The sequence below is a fragment of the Mycoplana sp. ABR4_002 genome, from assembly GCF_056159645.1.
Genome location: NZ_JBSWVO010000001.1, coordinates 970002 through 990806, shown reverse-complemented (window position 1 = coordinate 990806; position 20805 = coordinate 970002). Strand labels below are relative to the sequence as shown.

General features: G+C 68.3%; 19 protein-coding genes. 13 read left to right on the top strand and 6 right to left on the bottom strand.

All coding sequences use genetic code 11. The features are described 5' to 3' along the window. Window positions 1-38: 38 nt before the first annotated feature. The 3 genes from aroC to ACXAGF_RS04680 are packed head-to-tail and all read left to right on the top strand — an operon-like array spanning window position 39 to window position 3444. Window positions 39-1136, top strand: coding sequence for a chorismate synthase (aroC, locus tag ACXAGF_RS04690; RefSeq protein WP_475014865.1), 1098 nt, complete (start codon window positions 39-41; stop codon window positions 1134-1136). Window positions 1137-1161: 25 nt separating this feature from the next. Further along, entirely contained in the window at window positions 1162-2262 is a 1101-nt protein-coding gene (ribB, locus tag ACXAGF_RS04685; RefSeq protein ID WP_475014863.1) for a 3,4-dihydroxy-2-butanone-4-phosphate synthase, read from the top strand. After that, window positions 2263-3444, top strand: a complete 1182-nt coding sequence (locus ACXAGF_RS04680) for a hypothetical protein (RefSeq protein WP_475014861.1) — start codon at window positions 2263-2265, stop codon at window positions 3442-3444. A gap of 4 nt (window positions 3445-3448) precedes the next feature. Here ACXAGF_RS04680 and ACXAGF_RS04675 read toward each other — a convergent pair whose 3' ends face one another. Beyond that, window positions 3449-4642, bottom strand: a complete 1194-nt coding sequence (locus ACXAGF_RS04675; protein WP_475014859.1) for a winged helix-turn-helix domain-containing protein — start codon at window positions 4640-4642, stop codon at window positions 3449-3451. 100 nt (window positions 4643-4742) lie between these two features. Here ACXAGF_RS04675 and ACXAGF_RS04670 point away from each other — a divergent pair, with 100 nt between their 5' ends. From ACXAGF_RS04670 to ACXAGF_RS04630, 9 genes are all read left to right on the top strand, one after another. After that, window positions 4743-5423 carry an energy-coupling factor ABC transporter ATP-binding protein gene (locus tag ACXAGF_RS04670; RefSeq protein ID WP_475014858.1) on the top strand — a complete coding sequence of 227 codons (681 nt, stop codon included), beginning with the start codon at window positions 4743-4745 and terminating at the stop codon, window positions 5421-5423. Next, on the top strand, window positions 5417-6022 hold the full coding sequence (locus ACXAGF_RS04665) for an energy-coupling factor transporter transmembrane component T family protein (protein ID WP_475014856.1): 606 nt from the start codon (window positions 5417-5419) through the stop codon (window positions 6020-6022). The genes ACXAGF_RS04670 and ACXAGF_RS04665 overlap by 7 nt, the downstream gene beginning before the upstream one ends. A gap of 71 nt (window positions 6023-6093) precedes the next feature. Further along, window positions 6094-6657, top strand: coding sequence for a biotin transporter BioY (locus ACXAGF_RS04660; protein WP_475014854.1), 564 nt, complete (start codon window positions 6094-6096; stop codon window positions 6655-6657). A gap of 124 nt (window positions 6658-6781) precedes the next feature. Further along, window positions 6782-7708 (top strand): histone deacetylase family protein, encoded by a 927-nt coding sequence (locus ACXAGF_RS04655; RefSeq protein WP_475014852.1) that lies wholly within the window; start codon window positions 6782-6784, stop codon window positions 7706-7708. 2 nt (window positions 7709-7710) lie between these two features. Next, window positions 7711-7968, top strand: a complete 258-nt coding sequence (locus ACXAGF_RS04650) for an exodeoxyribonuclease VII small subunit (RefSeq protein ID WP_475014850.1) — start codon at window positions 7711-7713, stop codon at window positions 7966-7968. Window positions 7969-8089: 121 nt separating this feature from the next. Continuing rightward, window positions 8090-9013 (top strand): pirin family protein, encoded by a 924-nt coding sequence (locus tag ACXAGF_RS04645; protein ID WP_475014848.1) that lies wholly within the window; start codon window positions 8090-8092, stop codon window positions 9011-9013. A gap of 212 nt (window positions 9014-9225) precedes the next feature. Next, window positions 9226-11145, top strand: coding sequence for a 1-deoxy-D-xylulose-5-phosphate synthase (dxs, locus tag ACXAGF_RS04640; protein WP_475014846.1), 1920 nt, complete (start codon window positions 9226-9228; stop codon window positions 11143-11145). Between the two features lie 48 nt (window positions 11146-11193). Further along, window positions 11194-11976, top strand: coding sequence for a TlyA family RNA methyltransferase (locus ACXAGF_RS04635; RefSeq protein WP_475014845.1), 783 nt, complete (start codon window positions 11194-11196; stop codon window positions 11974-11976). Further along, window positions 11973-13223 carry a class I SAM-dependent RNA methyltransferase gene (locus ACXAGF_RS04630; RefSeq protein ID WP_475014842.1) on the top strand — a complete coding sequence of 417 codons (1251 nt, stop codon included), beginning with the start codon at window positions 11973-11975 and terminating at the stop codon, window positions 13221-13223. Before ACXAGF_RS04635 ends, ACXAGF_RS04630 begins: the two co-directional genes overlap by 4 nt. A 73-nt stretch (window positions 13224-13296) precedes the next feature. Here ACXAGF_RS04630 and ACXAGF_RS04625 read toward each other — a convergent pair whose 3' ends face one another. From ACXAGF_RS04625 to ACXAGF_RS04605, 5 genes are all read right to left on the bottom strand, one after another. Then, a complete protein-coding gene (locus ACXAGF_RS04625; protein WP_475014840.1) occupies window positions 13297-13932 on the bottom strand; it encodes an Isoquinoline 1-oxidoreductase subunit in 636 nt (211 codons plus the stop codon). Window positions 13933-13934: 2 nt separating this feature from the next. Then, window positions 13935-16088, bottom strand: coding sequence for a xanthine dehydrogenase family protein molybdopterin-binding subunit (locus tag ACXAGF_RS04620; RefSeq protein WP_475014839.1), 2154 nt, complete (start codon window positions 16086-16088; stop codon window positions 13935-13937). Window positions 16089-16092: 4 nt separating this feature from the next. Beyond that, a complete protein-coding gene (locus ACXAGF_RS04615) occupies window positions 16093-16548 on the bottom strand; it encodes a (2Fe-2S)-binding protein (RefSeq protein WP_475014837.1) in 456 nt (151 codons plus the stop codon). 299 nt (window positions 16549-16847) lie between these two features. Next, the gene (locus ACXAGF_RS04610) at window positions 16848-17597 is read right to left on the bottom strand and encodes a crotonase/enoyl-CoA hydratase family protein (RefSeq protein ID WP_475014835.1); all 750 of its coding nucleotides are present in this window, start codon (window positions 17595-17597) and stop codon (window positions 16848-16850) included. Between the two features lie 17 nt (window positions 17598-17614). Then, complete coding sequence (locus ACXAGF_RS04605; protein ID WP_475014833.1) at window positions 17615-19396, bottom strand: acyl-CoA dehydrogenase; 1782 nt, start codon at window positions 19394-19396, stop codon at window positions 17615-17617. Window positions 19397-19601: 205 nt separating this feature from the next. Between ACXAGF_RS04605 and ACXAGF_RS04600 the strand changes: the two genes are divergently transcribed. Further along, on the top strand, window positions 19602-20594 hold the full coding sequence (locus tag ACXAGF_RS04600; RefSeq protein ID WP_475014832.1) for a transporter: 993 nt from the start codon (window positions 19602-19604) through the stop codon (window positions 20592-20594). Window positions 20595-20805: the final 211 nt, after the last annotated feature.

Genomic DNA, 20805 nt, shown 5'->3' with positions numbered 1-20805 from the left:
TCCCTGCGCCCGGCCCCGAGCACTCCGGACAGGGATTCATGTCGCACAACACTTTCGGCCATCTTTTCCGCGTGACCACCTGGGGCGAGAGCCATGGCCCGGCGCTCGGCTGCGTCGTCGACGGCTGCCCCCCCGGCCTTCGCTTCAAGCTCGCCGAGATCCAGGCCTGGCTCGACAAGCGCAAGCCCGGCCAGTCGCGCTTCGTCACCCAGCGGCGTGAGGACGACCTCGTGCGTATCCTCTCCGGCGTGATGCTGGATGACGACGGCGAGACGATGATCTCGACCGGCACGCCGATCTCGATGCTGATCGAGAACACCGACCAGCGCTCGAAGGACTATTCCGAGATCGCCAAGCGCTATCGACCGGGCCATGCCGACTATACCTACGACGTGAAGTACGGCATCCGCGACTATCGCGGCGGCGGCCGTTCCTCGGCGCGAGAGACGGCAGCCCGCGTCGCCGCCGGCGGCCTCGCCCGCAAGGTGGTCCCCGGCATGTCCGTGCGCGCCGCGCTGGTGCAGATCGGCAAGCACAGGATCGATCGCGCCAACTGGGACTGGAGCGTGGTCGGCACGAATCCGTTCTTCGCACCCGACGCGGCGATCGTGCCCGTCTGGGAAGAGTATCTGGACGGCATCCGCAAGGCCGGCTCCTCTGTCGGCGCGGTCGTCGAGGTGGTGGCGGAGGGTGTGCCGGCCGGCATCGGAGCGCCGATCTACGCCAAGCTCGACCAGGACATCGCCGCCAACCTGATGTCGATCAACGCCGTCAAGGGCGTCGAGATCGGCAACGGCTTCGGCGCGGCCGAGATCACCGGCGAGGAAAACGCCGACGAGATGCGGATCGGTCCCGACGGCAAGCCGGTGTTTCTCTCCAACCATGCCGGCGGCATCCTCGGCGGCATCTCCACCGGCCAGCCGGTGGTGGCGCGCTTCGCGATCAAGCCGACCTCGTCGATCCTGACCGAGCGCCGCTCGATCGACAGCGACGGCAAGGAGGTGGACGTGCGCACGAAGGGCCGGCACGATCCCTGTGTCGGCATCCGCGCGGTGCCGATCGGCGAGGCGATGGTCGCCTGCGCGATCGCCGACCACTATCTGCGGGACCGGGGCCAGACCGGACGGCTGGAATAACCGCAAAACGACCGGGAGGAGCATGATGACCTTTGACCAGAAGCGCGTTGTCGAAGCCATCCGCGCGTTCGAGGCGGGAGAAATCGTCGTCGTCACCGACGACGACGGCCGCGAGAACGAGGGCGACCTGATCGTCGCCGCCGTGCATTGCACGCCCGAGAAGATGGCGTTCATCGTCCGGCACACCTCCGGGATCGTCTGCGCGCCGATGCCGCGCGAGGAGGCCAAGCGGCTGAACCTGAGCGCCATGGTGGCCGAGAACGACTCGGCGCACACCACTGCGTTCACGGTGTCGGTCGACTTCAAGCACGGCACGACCACCGGCATCTCCGCTGACGACCGGACGCTGACGGCAAGAAACCTCGCCAACCCCAATGTCGGCCCGAGCGACTTCGTCCGTCCCGGCCACATCTTCCCGTTGGTTGCGCGCGAGGGCGGCGTGCTGATGCGCTCCGGCCACACCGAAGCCGCCGTCGACCTCTGCAGACTTGCGAGCCTGCCGCCGGTCGGCGTCATTTGCGAGCTCGTGAACGATGACGGCACGGTGACGCGCGGGCCGCAGGTGGTCGAATTCGCCGCCAGGCACGGGCTCAAACAGGTTTCGGTCGCGGACCTGATCGCCTATCGCCAACGCAAGGAGACGCTGATCGAGCAGGTCGGCGTGATCGACATCGAAACCCCCTACGGCGAGGCCAAGGGCTATACCTACACCCTGCCCTGGGACCCGATGCAGCACCTGGCCGTCGTCTTCGGCGACATCCGCGACGGCGTCGACATCCCGGTGCGGCTGCATCTGGAGAACGTCGGCGAAGATGTGTTCGGCCGCGACCGACAGATCGAGACGATCCTGAAGCGCATCGCCGACCACGGCCGCGGCGTGGTCGTCTACCTGCGCGAAGGGTCCGTCGGCGTCGGCGTCTCGCGGACAGCACGCAAGGGCAACCATGAGCGCGAAGGGCATGACGAGGCGAAGGCTCGCGAGAACGAGTGGCTCGAGATCGGCCTCGGCGCCCAGATCCTCAAGGACCTCGGCATCAGCTCCATCCGGCTGATGGCCTCGCGCGAGCGCCACTACGTCGGGCTCGAGGGCTTCGGCATCCGCATTGCGGCCACGGATATCTGCTGAATGGGAGCGTCACCCTCGGGGGCCGGCAAGCCTGCGCCCGCCGCGGAAGCCGCAGGCCACCTGAAGCAGGGCAAGCCGCTGCGCCTGGTGATGCACATCGGTCCGCACAAGACCGCGACCACCTACATGCAGGCCAACTTTCACCACAATGCCGACCGGCTGCTTCAGCGCGGCTGGCTCTATCCGGCCATCGGCGAACGCGTCGGCATCGCCCATCACGACCTGTCCGACCACGAGAGCCAGTTCATCACCCGCTCGGGGCCGGCCTATAGCGACTTCCTCAAAGTGTTGCGGAGGGCTGACCGGGATGGCTTGAACATCCTGCTCTCCTCGGAAGGCTTCCGGCGCTGGAAGAAGGAGCATTTCCGGGCGATCAAGAAAATCATCGGCAAGCGCTCGTTGCACATTGTCTACACGCTGCGCGACCCGCTCGACACCGTCTATTCGCTCTGGGCGCAAAAGGCGGGCATGGGCTCGGCGCCGAGCCTGCCCGTCTGGATGGCGCGGCCGCGGCGGAACCCGTTGCGCAACGTCTACATGAACCCGCTCGTCGAGATCCGGCCGATCCTGTCGCTGCCGTTCGCGGACTATACGGTGCTGAACTACGAGGAGATCCGCAGGCGGGATCTCGACATCTTCACCTACTTCCTCCAGACGGCGCTCGGCATTCATGACCTGAAGGCGACGAGGCCTTCGGCCAACGAACGGATGTCGATCGAAATGACGGTGTTCATCCGGATGCTGTCCCGTGCAAGCGCGTTTCCCACCGGCCGGTCAAACAGCCGCAAGGCACTCCATATCGGTCAGGTGATGCGCTACCTGTTCACGCCGAAGGAGAAGGCACGGATCGTAGATACGATCGCCGGCGCCGGCCACTCGGCGCGCCGGACCATGACGCTGTCGCGCGAGTCCAGGAGCTTCCTGACCGTGGAGAGGCGCCTGCTCGCCGTCCTGCGCGAGCACATGCATCCCCGTCCCGAAGGCGACAGCATCTTCGGGCGGCACCCCGCCGAACTGACCTATTACGACGAGGAGAAACTGCGCAGGATTCCCGCCGTCGAGAGCCTGCTGCAGAGCGCATCGCGGAAGACGCGGCGGACCTATCCGCCGCTCGCGGCGCTGAACCTGGGCAAGCTGCTGCTTGTCAACTGGCGCAGGATCCGCAAGCGGGTCCTGTTCTGAACCGTCAGTCCGAACGCCAGCCGTCAAGGTAGCGGACCGTCTCGACGCCGGTAAAGCGCGCCAGGCGGGTCAATTCGGCCTCAAGCCGCTCCAGCCGGCCGGCGGAAGGCCGCACCCCCGGCTCGAGCCACAGCCTTCGCACGGCAAGCTGGCCGGCCTTGCGGTCCGCCTTCATGTCGATGCGCCCGACGAGGCGGTCCCCTTCCAGCAGCGGAAAGACATAGTAGCCGTATTGACGCTTCGGCTCCGGCACGAACACCTCGATCCGGTAGAGGAAGCCGAACAGCCGCTCCGTGCGGTTTCGGTCGCGGATGAGCGGATCGAAGGGCGAGAGCACGCGCAGCCGCGCCGGCGCCTCCGGCACGCCGGCCGCCTCTTGCCAAAATCCGTCAAGAGCGAAACAGGCGCGCGGCCTGCCGTCGTCGGCCGGCTCGACCAGCATCGGCCGCAACTCGTCGCGATGGGCCGCGACCCAGGCCTTCGCCTCTTCCGGCGAAACCAGGTCCCAGAAGGCGGCGATCTCGCCGTGAGTCGCAAAGCCGAGCCGCGCCAGCGCGCTGCGGCAGGCCCAGTCGACGAAGGCGTCGTGGTCGACCTCGGGGTCGTGGTGGTGGCGCGGCACGACCCGTTCGGCGAGGTCGTACACCTTCTGGAAGTTCTCGCGCCGGGCGATCGCGACCTTGCCGGTGCGCCAGAGATATTCGAGCGCCGTCTTGCTCGGGTGCCAGTTCCACCAGCCGCCGGATTCGTGCTCGTCGGACTTCAGCTCGCGCGAGAGCACCGCGCCGCCTTCGGCGATCCGCCGGAAGGTCTCCTCGAAGCTCGCCTCGAAGCCCTCGCCGTGCCAGCGCCGCCAGCGCTCGAGGATGGCGCCGTGTTCGCGCTGGAACTTGTGCTTCCAGTAGCGATAGAAGGTGCTCGGGATGATCGAGGCGTCGTGTGTCCAGTTCTCGAACAGCTCTCCGTCCTTCTCCAGAAGGGTGGCGAGATGTTCGCGCCGGTAGGTCTGGTTGCGGGAAAAGAGAATCTGGTGATGGGCGCGCTCGACCGTGGCGATGCTGTCGACCTGGACGAAGCCGATGGCGTGGATCAGCTGCAAGAGCCCGTCCTTGCCCAGCGACCGGCCGGGCGGGGCGGAGAGCCCCTGCCTGGCGAGAAAGATGCGGCGGGCGTCGGCGTTCTTCAGCAGATTCGTCATGCCCGATCATAGGCAAATATTCCCACGCCTTCCAACCCGGTTTCCTTTGACCGGCGAACTGGCTATAGCTCCGCCGACGTCAAGGGCTCTGGAGCAGCAGGTGGACATCGTTTTCAGCGACGCTTCGGTCAGCTTCGCCGGACGGACGGCGCTCCATCCGCTGTCGCTGGCACTGACCGAGCGGCGCGTCGGCATCATCGGCCTCAACGGCTCGGGCAAGACCACCTTCGCGCGGCTGATCAACGGCTTGGTGCGACCGACGACCGGTCGGGTGACGGTCGGCGGCCTCGATACGGTCGAGGACGAGGCGGCGGCGCGGGGTCGCGCGGGCTTCATCTTCCAGAACCCGCAGCACCAGATGATCCTGCCGGTGCTGGCCGAGGACATCGCCTTCGGCCTGAAGAACCGCGGCCTGGCCAGGGACGAGGTGGCGCGGCGGACGGAGGCCGTGCTGGAGCGCTTCGGCATCCCCCATCTGGCCAGGCGGCGCATCCACGAACTTTCCGGCGGCGAGACGCAACTCGCGGCGATCGCGAGCGTGCTGGTGACCGGGCCGGACATCCTGATCCTCGACGAACCGACCAACCAGCTCGACCTGAAGAACCGCGACCTGATCGTGCGGACGATCGCCGGGCTGCCGGAGCAGGCAATCGTGATCACCCACGACCTGTCGCTGCTCGACGGCTTCGACCGCGTGCTGCTGTTCCACCAGGGTCGCCTTGCCGCCGACACCGCCCCTGCCGAGGCGATCCGCACCTACCGGGAGATCGCGGCATGCTGACCGGCCTCGACATCGAAGGCGACTCTTTTTTCCATTGGCTCCCGGCCGGCACGAAGCTGTTGCTGCTGTTCATCGCCGCGGTCGCCCTCTTTGTCGTTGCCGATCCGTGGATCCTTGGTGGCGCCTGCCTGGTTGCGGCCGGCCTCTACGCCTCGACCGGGATCGGGGTCGGCGAGGCGGTGCGCCGGGTTCGCTTCGTGCTCTTCACCGTGCTGCTGGTGGCGGCGGCGAACTACTTTTTCCACTCACTCGCCGATGCGCTGGCCGTTCTGTTCCGCCTGACCGCGCTGGTGCTTTTGGCCGCGGCGGTCACCGCGACGACGACGATCTCGGCCTTCATGGACGAAATCACCCGGCTGCTGCGCCCGCTCGAGCGATTCGGTTTTCCGCGCGCCGCCGATGTCAGCCTCGCCGTCGGGCTGGTGCTGCGCTTCGCCCCGGAGATCCTGGAGCGTTACGCCGACATCCGCGAGGCCCATCGTGCCCGCGGCGTGCCGGCGCGGCCCCTCGGAGTGCTCGTTCCGTTGATCATCCTGACGCTTCGCGATGCCGACACGATCGCGATGGCGATTGACGCTCGCGGCTTTCGGCGGCAATAACCGCATATTAGGAAATCACGATTCGACCCCTGCCCTTCTTGGCAGGCGCGCCGATCGGCGGAGGGGCTGACATGACCACCAGAGACATCGTCCTCATTGCGCTGTTTGCCGCCATCGTCGTCGTGCTCGGGCTGCTGCCGCCGATCACGCTCGGTTTCATCCCGGTGCCGGTCACCGCGCAGTCGCTGGGCGTGATGCTGGCCGGCTGCATCCTCGGCGCCAGGCGCGGAGCCGCGGCGCTGCTGCTGGTGATGCTGCTGGTGGCGATCGGCCTGCCGGTGCTGTCGGGCGGGCGCGGCGGACTGGCCGTCTTCGCCGGACCGACGGCCGGGTTCCTGGCCGGCTGGGTCGCCGGCGCCTATGTGACCGGGCTGCTCGCCGAGCGGCTGGTGCGCGAGGGCCAGGCCGAGTTCCAGCAGTATATCGGCTTCCTCGTCGCCGCCGTCGTCGGCGGGATCGGCGTCGTCTATCTGTTCGGCATCGCCTGGCTCTGCGTCATGAGCGGCCGGGCCGTCATCGAGACGACGCTCGCCTCGCTCGTCTTCATCCCGGGCGACCTGGTCAAGGCCTTCGTTGCGATGCTGGCGGGCCGCGCCGTGCTCGCCGGATACCCGCTGCTGCCGGCCCGAACCTGACCTCGCACGGAAAACGGGATTCCGGCCACCAAGACATACCTCGAATTGTACAATTGTTGAAAAACGCAACACGTCTGGGCATTTCCCGTGGACCACTCACGGGACAGAGGTTAGCCTCGCGCCCATGACAACGATCCTCTTCGAAAACCCGGTCTTTCTGGAACACCAGACCCCGGAAGGCCATCCCGAGCGGGCCGACCGGCTGCGCGCGCTGAACCTCGCGCTCGAACACGAGCGGTTCCAGACGCTGGTGCGGAAGAACGCCGAACAGGCGGCCGAGGACTTCGTCCTGCTCGCCCATCCTGAAAGCCACCTGCGCGAGGTGATCGACGTCATCCCCGAGGACGGCATCCATCATTTCGAGGCGGACACCTATGCCTGCCCGGCAAGCCTGCGGGCAGCGCTGGCCGGCGTCGGCGGCGCGGTCGCGGCGGTCGATGCGGTCTTCGCCGGCGAGGCGGACAACGCGTTCGTTGCCGCACGGCCGCCGGGCCACCACGCCGAGAAGACGAAGGCGATGGGCTTCTGCCTGTTCAACAACGCGGCGATCGCCGCGCGACACGCGCAGCGGGCCCACGGCGCCGAGCGCGTCGCCATCGTCGACTGGGACGTGCACCACGGCAACGGCACCCAGGACATCTTCTGGGACGACCCGTCGGTGCTGTTCTGCTCGACCCACCAGATGCCGCTCTATCCCGGTAGCGGCGCCAGGGACGAGACCGGGGCCGGCAACATCGTCAATGCGCCGCTGTCGCCGGACACCGGCAGCGACCATTTCCGCGAGGCGTTCCGCAGCCGGGTGCTCCCGCGGCTGACCGAGTTCCGTCCGGACCTGATCGTGATCTCGGCCGGTTTCGACGCGCATTACCGCGACCCGCTGGCGCAACTGAACCTGGTGGCCGACGATTTCGACTGGGCGACCGCCAAGCTGATGGACATCGCCGGGCGGACCGCGTCGCACCGGGTGGTCAGCCTGCTCGAAGGGGGCTACGACCTGCAGGGGCTCGCCGAATCGGCGGCGACCCACATCTACCGGCTAATGAAAGGCTGATCATGAGCACATCGACCACCCCGGCCGCGGACGTCTCGGCCCTGTCCTTCGAACAGGCCGTGGAAGAGCTGGAGAAGATCGTGGCGGCGCTGGAACGCGGCGACGTCGCGCTCGACAGGTCGATCGAGATCTACGAGCGCGGCGAGGCGCTGAAGAAACACTGCGAGACGCTGCTGAACGCGGCCGAGAACCGGATCGAGAAGATCCGCCTCGACCGCGCCGGAAACCCGCAAGGAACCGAGCCGCTCGACAACGGCTGAAGCCGTAACGAGAAACGCGCGTGACCTTGAACACAATGTTCACGCGGCGGCGCTGCCCGAGCCCTTGTCATCGCGGGCGGCCTCCTGCTTCACTGCGCGGACCAGAAACGGAGTGGGCCTCATGAGCTTCTTCCCCAGCAAGGACCCGGCCGCGGGCGACACCTCGGCCTGCGATGCACTCGATCTTCTCGTCATTCCCCGCACCAGCGACATCGGCGGCTTCGAGGTGCGGCGGGCCTTGCCGACGGCAAAGCGCCGGCTGGTCGGCCCCTTCATCTTCTTCGACCGCATGGGACCGGCGCTGCTCAGGGCGGATCAGGCGATCGACGTGCGGCCGCACCCGCATATCGGCCTTTCGACCGTGACCTATCTGTTCGACGGCGAGATCAAGCACCGCGACAGCCTCGGCACCGAGATGGTGATCCGCCCCGGCGACCTCAACCTGATGACGGCGGGGCGCGGCATCGTCCACTCCGAACGCTCGCCCGAAAACCTGCGCGGCCACCCCCACAGCCTCTCCGGGCTGCAGACATGGCTGGCGCTTCCCGACGGCCAGGAGGAGGTCGACCCGGCCTTTGTCCACACCACCCGTGACGCATTGCCGACCTTTGACAGCGACGGGATCAGCGGCCGCGTCATCATCGGCCATTACGAGGGGCATCGCTCTTCGGTCAAGGTGCCGACCGACACGCTCTACACCGACATGACGCTGGCACCGGGCGCAAGCGCGCCGCTGCCGCCCGACTGGGAGGAACGCGCGGTCTACGTGCTCTCCGGCGAACTCGATGTCGCCGGCGACCTGTTCGAGGCCGACCGGCTTCTGGTGTTCAGTCCGGGCGACACGATCACGCTGAAGGCCGGCGCGCAGGGCTGCCAGCTGGCGCTGTTCGGCGGTGCCGCCCTCGGTTCGAAACGCTACATCTGGTGGAACTTCGTCTCGTCCTCGAAAGAGCGCATCGAACAGGCCAAGCAGGAGTGGCGCACCGGCCGCTTCGACATCGTGCCGGGCGACGAGGAAGAATTCATTCCCCTGCCGGAAAATTGACGGCGCGGTGGCGCCGCGCCGCGACAATGCCTATCTGTGGCGCCAGGAAGCCCGGATGCGGCGTTCGGCCCGGTTTCCTTGCCGGGAAATAGCATCTAGTCTGGCGTGAGAGTTGCAAAGCGCCGCTGCATCGGCAATGACAGGCAGAACAGGACGACGGCAAGGCCGAGCAAGGACGTGGCCGGCCGACGATCCGCAAAAGGGCATCGAGAGTGAAACAATTGCCAGCCACCCCCCTGCTCGACCAGGTCGACCTTCCCTCGGATCTGAAGAAGCTGGAGGACCGTGACCTGCCGCAGCTCGCCGCCGAACTGCGCAGCGAAATGGTCGACGCCGTCTCGGTGACCGGCGGCCATCTCGGCGCCGGCCTGGGTGTCGTCGAGCTGACCATCGCCATCCACAAGGTGTTCGACACTCCGCATGACCGGCTGATCTTCGATGTCGGCCACCAGTGCTATCCGCACAAGATCCTCACCGGCCGCCGCGACCGGATCCGCACGCTGCGTCAGGAGGACGGACTGTCGGGCTTCACCCGCCGGGCGGAGAGCGAATACGACCCCTTCGGCGCCGCCCATTCGTCGACCTCGATCTCCGCCGGCCTCGGCATGGCGGTGGCGGCGGAGCTCTCGGGCACGGAGCGCAACGTCATCGCCGTCATCGGCGACGGCGCCATGTCGGCCGGCATGGCCTACGAGGCGCTCAACAATGCCGGTGCGCTCGACGCCCGGCTGATCGTGATCCTGAACGACAACGACATGTCGATCGCGCCGCCGACCGGCGCCATGAGCGCCTACCTGGCGCGCCTGGCCTCGGGCCGCACCTATATGGGCTTCCGCGAGCTCGGCAAGAAGATGACGGCCTATCTCGGCAAGTCGGTCGACCGCGCCATCACCCGCGCCGTCGAACATGCGCGCGGCTACGTCACCGGCGGCACGCTGTTCGAGGAGATGGGTTTCTACCACATCGGCCCGATCGACGGCCACTCCTTCGACCACCTGCTGCCGGTGTTGCGCAATGTTCGCGACAACGCCAAGGGGCCGGTGCTGATCCATGTCGTGACGCAGAAAGGCAAGGGCTATGCCCCGGCCGAGGCTGCGGCGGACAAGTACCACGGCGTCAACCGCTTCGACGTCATCACCGGCGCACAGGCCAAGGCCAAGCCGAACGCCCCCTCCTACACCTCGGTCTTCGCCGAGGCGCTGATCCAGGAGGCGGCCCACGACGACAAGATCATCGGCATCACCGCGGCGATGCCGAGCGGCACCGGGCTCGACAAGTTCCGCGAGGTCTATCCGGCCCGCCTGTTCGACGTCGGCATTGCCGAGCAGCACGCCGTCACCTTCGCCGCCGGGCTGGCCGCCGAGGGCTACAAACCGTTCGCGGCACTCTATTCGACCTTCCTGCAGCGCGCCTACGACCAGGTCGTGCACGACGTCGCGATCCAGGGCCTGCCGGTGCGCTTCCCGATCGACCGCGCCGGGCTGGTCGGCGCCGACGGCCCGACGCACGCAGGTTCGTTCGACACCGCCTACCTTGCCACCCTCCCCGGTTTCGTCGTCATGGCGGCCGCGGACGAGGCGGAGCTGAAGCACATGGTGCGCACCGCCGCGGCCTATGACGAGGGCCCGATCTCGTTCCGCTATCCGCGCGGCGAAGGCGTGGGCGTGGACATGCCCGCGCGTGGCGAAATCCTGCAGATCGGCAAGGGGCGGCTCGTCAAGCAGGGCTCGAAGGTGGCGCTGCTCTCGTTCGGCACGCGGCTGCTGGAATGTCAGCTCGCGGCGGAAGATCTCGATGCCGCCGGCCTTTCCACCACGGTTGCCGACGCGCGTTTCGCCAAACCGCTCGACCACGACCTGATTCGCCAGCTCGCCCGCCACCACGAGGTGCTGGTGACGATCGAGGAAGGCTCGGTCGGCGGCTTCGGCAGCCAGGTGCTGCAGTTCCTGGCGCTGGAGGGGCTGCTGGACAGCGGCCTGAAGGTGCGGCCGATGGCGCTCCCCGACGTCTGGATGGAGCAGGGCAAGCCGGAGAGCATGTATGCCAGAGCCGGCCTCGACCGCGCCGGCATCGTCTCCACCGTATTCAAGGCGCTCGGCCAGAAGGACATCGGCGTCGGCGTCGCAGGATAGCGCAAGGCCGCGATCGCCGCCCCGAACGCAGAAAAGTAGCTTGCCTCCATGGCCGCGACGCGCCATGGAGTGGCGATGAGCGACCAAACCGCCCCTTCCCTCCGCCTCGACCAGTTGCTCGTGGCGCGCGGCCTGTTCGACAGCCGCTCGCGGGCCCGCGATGCGATCGACCGCGGCACCGTGCGCGTCGACGGCCGGATCGCGACCAAGGCGGGCGCGACGGTCGGCGCGGAGGCGGCCATCGAGATTGACGACCCGGCCCGCGGCTATGTCTCGCGGGCGGCGCTGAAGCTCGTCGCCGCCCTCGACCACTTCGGCCTCGACCCGGACGGGCTCGACGGCCTCGACATCGGCGCCTCGACCGGCGGCTTCACCGAGGTGCTGCTGCTGCGCGGCGCGCGCCACGTCGTCGCCGTCGACGTCGGCCACGGCCAGATGCATCCGAAGATCGCGCAGGATCCGCGCGTGACCAATCTGGAGGGCCTGAACGCGCGCACGCTGTCGGCCGCAGACGCCGGCGGCCGACCGATCGGCTGCGTCGTCTCGGACGTGTCCTTCATCTCGCTGCGACTGGCGCTGCCGCCGGCGCTGTCGCTGGCCGGTGCCGACGCCTTCGCCGTGCTGCTGGTGAAGCCGCAGTTCGAGGCCGGACGCGCGGCGATCGGCAAGGGCGGGCTGCTCAGGGACCCCAGCGCCGGACCGGCCATCGCCGCCTCGCTCGAGCGCTGGCTGGTCGAGGACATGGGCTGGCGCAGCCTCGGCATCATGCCCTCGCCGATCGCCGGCGGAGACGGAAACCAGGAATACCTACTCGCAGGACGGAAGCCATGAGCACGGAAACAGTGACGATCAAGCGGCTCGGGCACGGGGGCGACGGCATTGCCGACGGCCCGGACGGCCCCGTCTACGTGCCCTTCGCCCTGCCGGGCGAGACCGTGGCGATCGCGCGCGTAAAGAACCACGGCACCGTGATGTCGCTCACCGTCCCCTCGCCGCAGCGCGTCGCCCCCGCCTGCCGCCATTTCGGCCCCGACGGCAAGAACGGCACCTGCGGCGGCTGTTCGCTGCAGCATGCCGGCGAGGAGCTTTACCACGCCTTCAAGCGCGACGTCGTCGTCGATGCGCTGAAGGCGAGAGGACTGGTGCCGGCGGTGGCCCCGCTGGTGGTCGCGCGCCCCGGCGAACGGCGGCGCGTGGCTTTCACCGCGCGCAGGACCGAGAAGGGCATGCTGCTCGGGTTCAACCAGGCGTCGAGCCACCACATCGTCGACATCGACGAATGTCCGATCAGCAGTCCGGGTATCGTCGCGCGGCTCGATGCCGTGCGCGCGGTGGCGGCGGCGCTCACCACCGACAGCCAGGGATTTCGCCTGACCGTGCTGGAGACGCTCGCCGGCCTCGACCTCGCCTTCGAGGGCATCCGCAAGCTCGGCGACAGGCAGCGGCGCGCGGTCACCGAGCGGGTGCTGTCGCTGCGCGGCATCGCACGGGTCTCCCATGACGGCGAAATCCTGATCGAGCCGCAGAAGCCGCAGATCGATTTCGGCGGGGTTGCCGTCACGCCGCCGGCCGGCGGCTTCACCCAGGCGACCAGGCCGGCCGAGGATGCGATGGCGGCGCTCGTGCTCGACCATCTCGACAAGGCCAAGCGTGTCGCCGACCTCTTCTCCGGTTCCGGCACCTTCGCGCTGCGGATCGCCCGGATTGCCCGCGTGCACGCGGTGGAAGGCGACGAGAAGGCGCTGCAGGCGCTCGACCACGCCGCGCGCCACGCACAGGGCCTGAAGCCGGTGACGGTGGAGAAACGCGACCTGTTCCGCCGCCCGCTGATGGCCGCGGAACTGAAGGGGTTCGACGCGGTCGTGTTCGACCCGCCGCGCGCCGGGGCCGAAGAGCAGTGCCGCGAACTGGCGCGCTCGGGCGTCAAGCGGATCGCCGCCGTCTCCTGCAACCCGGCAACGCTCGCGCGCGACCTGTCGATCCTCGCCGCGGCCGGCTACCGCATCACCGGCGTGACGCCGATCGACCAGTTCCTGTGGTCGCCGCACGTCGAGGCCGTGGCGACGCTGGAGAAATAGCGCCACGCGGGCTGCCCGCTGCCGCACAACCGGGAGCGGTCACGTTCCGGTCCCCTCGTCAAGGCCTGCCCCGTCAGTCGGGACACTCTGCCCCGGTCTCCACCCAGGCGGCGATCAGGGCGGCGAGCTCCGCCTGCGAGCCGGGAGGCGTGCTCCGCCCCTCGCCCGGGTGCCAGGCCCAGCCGACCAGGTGATCCTCGCCCATGTGGCGGACGAGGTCGGCATGGGACCGATCGCCGTTGCGGCTCGGGTCCTTCACCTGCTGGCAGATCTCGCCGACCGTCAGCCCCTGCCAGGCCATGCTCTCCGGCGCCAGCGACCAGTGGGCGTTGCCGGGAATGGACTTCATCCGGCTGCCGACGATCGGCCGGTTCTCCTCGCCGTGGCAGGTGCCGCAGAAAAGCCCGGCCGGGCCGAGCGAGCTTTCGCTGGCAACGATCAGAGGCACGTGGGGATGCATGTCCTCGCCCTGGGTCGGGCTGCGCGTCGCCGGATGGCAGTTGATGCAGCGCGGATGGGTCAGGACGCGGCTGGCCTCCGCGAAGATGGCCTTCGAGCGCTCACCGGGATCGGATATCGAGCCGAAGTCGGATGCAGGCTTCAGCGCTCCACCGTCCGAGGTTTCGGCGTGGCCCCGAAGGGGGGCCAGACCGGCAATCACGGCCGTTGCGACAAGGGCAGCGGCAAGGGGGATGGCGTAGCGGGCCACGATCACACCCTCCGCAGGTCGTTCTGGTCGATCGGAAGCGACCGCAGCCGCTTGCCGGTCGCCACGAAGATCGCATTGAAGAGCGACGGCGCGACACCCGGCGTGCCAAGCTCGCCGATGCCGCCCGGAGCCTCCGAACTCGGCACGATATAAACCTCGATCGCCGGCATCTCGTTGATCCGCAGCACCGGGGAATCGTCGAAATTGCCTTCGACGACGGCGCCGTTTTCGACGGTGATGCGCCCGTAAAGGGCAGCGCTCAGCCCGTAGACGATGCCGCTCTGCACCTGCGCCTCGACCGTGTCCGGGTTGATGACCTGGCCGCAATCGACGGCGCAGACGATGCGGTCGGCCCGGACGTTGCCGTCTGCCACGGAGACTTCGGCGATCATCGCGGCAAAGCTGCCGAAATCCTCAGCGAGCGCAATTCCCCGGCCCTTGCCGGCGGGGAGTGGGGCGGACCAGCCGACCTTCTCGGCGGCAAGGTCGAGCACGCCGAGCAGCCGCGGCTTGTCCTGCAGCAGCCGCCGCCGATAGTCGAGCGGATCGATGCCGGCGATATGGGCCAGCTCGTCGATGCTGCCTTCGATCGGCGGCGTGTTGCGCGTGGCGCCGACGCCGCGCCAGTTGCCCGTCAACATGCCGTCCGGGGCCTCGTGGCGCACAAATTCGGTGTATCTGTGCGGGATGGCGTAGGGCGATTCCGCGCCTGCCATGATGTCGAGATCGATGCCTTCGCGCACGAAGGGCGGGTGCCAGCGCGCCATCACCGACGGGCCGATGACGCGGTGCCGCCAGGATACCGGCATGCCGTCAGGGCCCAGCGTCGCGCTGACCTTGCTGTAGTTGAGGTAGCGGTAGCAGTCGTGGCGGATGTCCTCCTCGCGGCTCCAGGTGACCTTGACCGGCCCATCCACCTGCCTTGCGATTTTCGCCGCCAGGATGACGCCGTCGACATCCAGCCTGCGGCCGAAGCCGCCGCCGAGCATGTGATTGTGCACGACGACCTGCTCCACCGGCAGGCCGGTCACGTCGGCCACCGCCTGTCTTGCCCGGCCCATGACCTGGGTGCCCACCCAGACCTCGCAGCCGTCGCCGCGGACATGGACGGTGCAGTTCATCGGCTCCATCGCCGAATGGGTGAGGATCGGCTGCCGGTAGATGAACTCATGAACGGGCCCATGTTCGGCTTCAACCTTCGCCACGTCGCCCTCCAGGATATGCGGCAGGGCGTCGCCCCCGCCGACCGCCTCCTCGATGCGCCTTTCGAGATCGGCGGTCGTGAGCCTGGCATGCGGACCCGGATCCCAGTCGATCGCCAGCGCTGCCAGCGCCTTGCGGGCCGAGCCGGTATTGTCGGCGACGACGGCGACCGCCTCGTCGATGCGGACGATCTGCTTGACGCCCTTGACCGCCATGGCCGGGCCATCGTCGACCGAGCGCAGCTTGCCGCCGAAGTGTGGACAGATGGCAATCGCGGCATAGGATACGCCTTCCGGACGCGCATCGATGCCGTATTTCGCCGTGCCGTTGACCTTCTCGGGACTGTCGAGACGCCGGGCAGGCTGGCCGATCAGCTTGAAGCTGGAGGCCGGCTTGAGCGGCACCTCCTGCGGAACCGCTTCCGCGGCCGCGACCTCGATCAGATCGCCATAGGCGATGCTTCGGCCGCTTGCGCCATGGAGGACGTGGCCGGCCTCGGCCGTGCACGTCCCAGGGGCGACGCCCCAGCCGCGCGCCGCGGCATTCACCAGCATGATGCGGGCGGCGGCACCCGCCTTGCGCATCTGTTCGTAGACCCCCCGCACGGCGAGCGAGCCGCCGGTGATCTGGTCGCCGAGCAAGGGGTTTGCGTAGAGCGAAGGATCGGCGGGGGCGTGCTCGAGGATCACCTGATCCATCGTCACGTCCAGCTCTTCGGCGAGCATCATGGCGACGGCGGTATAGATCCCCTGCCCCATTTCGACGGAGGCCATGACGAAGGCGATCTTGCCTTCGGCGGGTATGCGGATGAAGGCGTCCGGCGCGAAAGGCTCGGCGGCGGCGGACGCCGGCGACGGCCGCAGGCCGATGACGAGGCCCGCCCCGGTCAACGATGCGGCGATCAAGAAGTTGCGGCGCGAGACGGCAAGGCCGGTTCGATCGAAGACTGACATCGCATCACCCCTTTGCAGCCTGCTTGATGGCGGCGCGGATGCGCGCATAGGTGCCGCAGCGACAGATGTTGCCGGCCATCACGGCATCGATATCGTCGTCGGTCGGCGACGGGTTCGCGCCCAGCAGGGCGGCCGCGGACATGATCTGCCCGGACTGACAGTAGCCGCATTGCACCACGTCGAGGTCAAGCCAGGCCTTCTGGATCCGCGCGCCCTCGGCGGTCTCACCGATGGCCTCGATGGTGGTGATGGACCTGGAGACCGCGTCCGCGACCGGCATCACGCACGATCGCATCGGCAAGCCGTCGACATGGACGGTGCACGCGCCGCACATGGCGATGCCGCAGCCGAACTTGGTCCCGGTAAGGCCTATGGTGTCGCGCAACACCCATAGCAGCGGGATATCGCCGTCCACGTCGACGGCGTAGGTCGTGCCATTGACTGAAAGATCATAGGTCATGTGGATTTCGGCTGAAGCCGTCCCTGAACTGAACCACTTGCCGCGCGCATGATTGCAGCCGCCATCGGGAACGGCGAGTGAAAAGTTGTGAAATCGTCGCCGCGGGGCCATTGCGACGTCCCGGCCGCGGGCCGGCGCGCGTCCTCACCATGGGGCGGCGGCAGATGCCAAGAGTTGGGACGGCTGCGGCGACAACGACCTGGCCGGCGGCCGCCGCCGCGCATGAGGGCCGGACTTAGCCCAGGGCCTCGGACAATGGGGCGCCTCAGCCATCCGCAGCGCCCGACCGTCGCGGCTTCCTACTTCTTTGCCATGAACGCCTCGAAGGCGGCGCGGGCCTCGGCGCTGCGCAGGCGCACGGCAAAATGGTGAGCCTCCTCGTCGATCCGGCCCTCGACTTCCTCGCGGCTGCCGCGCATGAGCTCGCGCGCCGTGCGCAGCGCTTCCGGTGGCTTAGCCGCGAGCCGCGTGGCGATGGCCATCGCCTCGCTCTCGACCGCATCCACGATCTTCCAGATCAGGCCGGCGTCGCGCGCCTGCTCGGCCGTGAAGGCCTCGCCGGCAACGAGCAGGGCGAAGGCACGCTGGTGGCCCATGAGGCGCGGCGCGATCAGGCTGGAGGCCGCCTCCGGCACCAGCGCCAGGTCGACGAACGGCGTCTTGAACACCGCCTGCGACGAGGCGACGGTCATGTCGCAATGCAGGTGGATCGTCGTGCCGACGCCGATGGCCAGGCCGTCGACGCCGGAGACCAGCGGCTTGGTGTGGGCGGCGAGCGCGTGCAGGAAATCCACGACCTCGCGGCCCATGGTGCCGCCCATGGCAAAGGCGAGAAAATCGGACAGGTCGTTGCCCGCCGAAAAGCATCCCTCCGTGCCGAGCAGCACGGTCGCGCGGACCGCCGGGTCGACGTCGGCACCGCGCAGGGCCTCGGTCATCCGCTGGTACATGGCGCGGGTGATGGCGTTCTTCTTTTCCGGCCGGTTGAAGCGGATCACCTGCACGCCGGGGGCGGAGCCGGGGCGCTCGACAAGAATATGATCGGTCATGGTGATGTTCCTTCCCTTCAGCCCAGGACCACTCGCGCCGCCGCAAGGCTGGCCGCGCCGTTGACGACACGGTCCTTGAGGGCCGCCGTTTCGGCCAGCATGTTCTCGGCGGCGAAACGGCAAAGGGCGATCCGCTCACCGCTTCGGCCGTCGCCGGCCTTTGCCAGCGCACCCCTGGCCAGATAGGCGCCGGTCAGCGCCAGGCCGAACAGCCGCTGGTATGGCGTGGCGCCGGCCAGCGCCTCGGCCTGCCGGGCGTCCGAAAGTGCCGCACCGAGCCAGCCGGTCGCCGCCTCGAGGTCGGCCAGGCTCGCCTCTAGGCGGTCCGCCGTCTCGCCGAAGGCCGGATCGTTGGAGGCGGCGACCGCGCGCGCGACCGACCGCAGTTCCTCGATCAGCCCGCCGACCTGGCGACCGCCCGACAACGGCAGCTTGCGCGTGACGAGATCGATCGCCTGGATGCCGTTGGTGCCCTCGTAAATCGGCGCGATGCGGGCATCGCGGTAGAGCCGGGCGGCGCCGGTCTCCTCGATGAAGCCCATGCCGCCGTGAACCTGCACGCCGAGCGAGGCGACGTCGACCCCGGCATCGGTGGCAAAGCTCTTGGCGATCGGCGTCAGGAGGCTGGCGCGCTCGGCCCAGTGGCGGGCGTCGTCGCCCTCGGTGGCGTGCGCCATGTCCACCGCATGGGCGCAGGCATAGGTGATGGCGCGCGCGCCTTGGGTCAGCGCCTTCATCGTCAGCAGCATCCGGGCGACGTCGGGATGCGCGATGATCGGGCTCATGCCGTCGCCCTGCCAGCCGGGCGCCCTGCCCTGCGTGCGTTCCCGGGCATAGGCGGTCGCTTTTTGCGTCGCGGCCTCGGCGATCGCCACCCCTTGCATGCCGACCGCAAGGCGGGCGTTGTTCATCATGGTGAACATGCAGGCCAGCCCCTTGTTCTCCTCGCCGACCAGCCAGGCGATCGCGCCGGGCTCGTCGCCGAAGCGGCCGTCGCCATAGATCATCGTGCAGGTGGGTGAGCCGTGGATGCCGAGCTTGTGCTCGAGCGAGTGGCAGAACACGTCATTGCGCGGCCCGAGCGACCCGTCGGCACTGACCAGGAACTTCGGCACCAGGAACAGGGAAATGCCGCGGGTGCCGGCCGGGGCATCGGGCAGGCGGGCGAGCACCAGATGGACGATGTTGTCGGTGAAGTCGTGCTCGCCATAGGTGATGAAGATCTTCTGGCCGAACAGGCGATAGGTGCCGTCGGCGCGCCGTTCCGCCCGGGTCTTCATCACACCGAGGTCGGAGCCGGCATGCGGCTCGGTCAGGTTCATCGAACCCATCCACTCGCCCGACACCATCCTCGGCAGATACATCTGTTTCAGCTCCGCCGATCCGTGCGCGGCCAGGGCCTCGACGGCGCCGATCGTCAGCGTCGGGCCGATGGCGAAGGCCATCGATCCGCTGTTCCACATCTCCATCGTGGCGACATGGAGCATGTGCGGCAGCCCCTGCCCGCCGAATTCCGACGCGGACGTCAAGCCGTTCCAGCCCCCCTCGGCCCAGGCCCGGTAGAGGGCCGGCCAGCCCTCGGGCGTCCGCACCTCGGCATTGTCGAGCGTGACCCCCTCGCGGTCCCCGATCTCGGCCAGCGGGGCGATCTCCTCGCTGGCGAAGCGGCCGGCCTCGGACAGGATCGCGTCGACGAGATCGTCGGAAAGCTCGCCGAAGCGGTTTTCGGACAGCGCGGATGCGAGCCCGGCCACGTGCCGCAGCGTGAAGGCGATCTCCTCGACCGGAGCCTTGTACATGATGGTCCTCCTCATAGACGGCCTGCGCCTGGCGCCCGCCAGCATGGCGGGTGTACTGCTTCGGCGCAATGCGAGGGCAGATTATTTATTTTTACGTAAACGTCAATCCAAGGGAAGCACGCCCTCGCCACGCCGGGCCCACCCGCAACACAACTGTCACACAGTGCGGCTAGACCGGTGCCAAACCTGCCAGCCCTTGCCGCCCATGGATCACCTAACACCCGAAATTCCCGGCCTTGTCTGGGCCTATCGAATCGATCCGGAGACCGGGTCGTGCAGCCGCATCGAGGCGACCTCGCCGGAATCGGCGCTGACGGCGGGCGACGGCTTTGTCTGGCTGCACCTGGCGCTCAGCGACGCTCGGACCCCGGCGCTGCTGGAGCGGCTGGGCCAGTTGCCGGAACCGGCCCTGCAGACACTGACGAGCAGCGACACCCAGGCGGCACTCACCGTCTCGGGCGACATCGCCTACGGCACGCTGGTCGATTTCGAGCGCACCTTCGACGAGATGACCAAGGAGATCGGCTGGCTGCATTTCGCCGTCACCGACCGGGTCATGGTCACCACCCGCCTGCACCCGCTGCGCAGCGTCGACCGCGTCAAGGCGGCGCTCGAGAAAAGCCCGAAATGCCGGCGGCCGATCGACGTCTTCGAACTGCTGGTGGTCGAGTTCCAGCGCACGCTGATCACCATGGTGCTGGAACTGACCCAGGAGTTGAACCTGATCGAGGACAGCGTCTATGGCGACCACGCCCGCGACGAGCGTCGTCGGCTGGCGCCGCTGCGCCGGACGGCGGTGCGGCTGCACCGGCACCTGCGCACCGTGCTCGCGCTGCTGCGGCGCGCCGGGGCCGCCGACGAGGACGAGATGCCGGCCGGCTTTGCCGAGACGGCGGAGCGGCTGACCGGAAGGCTGGAGGCGGTGGACCGCGACGTCTTCGCCCTGCAGGAGCGCGCCCGGCTGCTGCACGAGGAAATGGATTCCAGGCTGTCGTCGGAAACCAATCGCCACCTCTACATCCTGTCGCTCCTGACCGCCTTTCTCCTGCCACCGACGCTCGTCACCGGCTTCTTCGGCATGAACACCTCGGCCATGCCCTTTGCCGGGACCACGCATGGAACGGCCTTCGCCTTCGGCCTGATCGTGCTCTCGGTCGCCTTCGCCTGGTGGGTGCTGCGGCGCACCGGCATTCTCTGACGTCGGCCGGCCGAGGTGTTCCCGACATGCCACACTGCCGCGGCTTGTACGGACCGGCCGGCCATTTGCGCTTTCCAAGCCGGATCGCGGGTGTACATTAGAGATCACTTGTCCGGCAACGAGGGGACCAGCTCACCATCCGGCGGCAGCCCGGGCCTAGCCAGGCCCAATCCGGCGTCCGCCCGTTAACGTCTTGCTAACCATGTCGAAG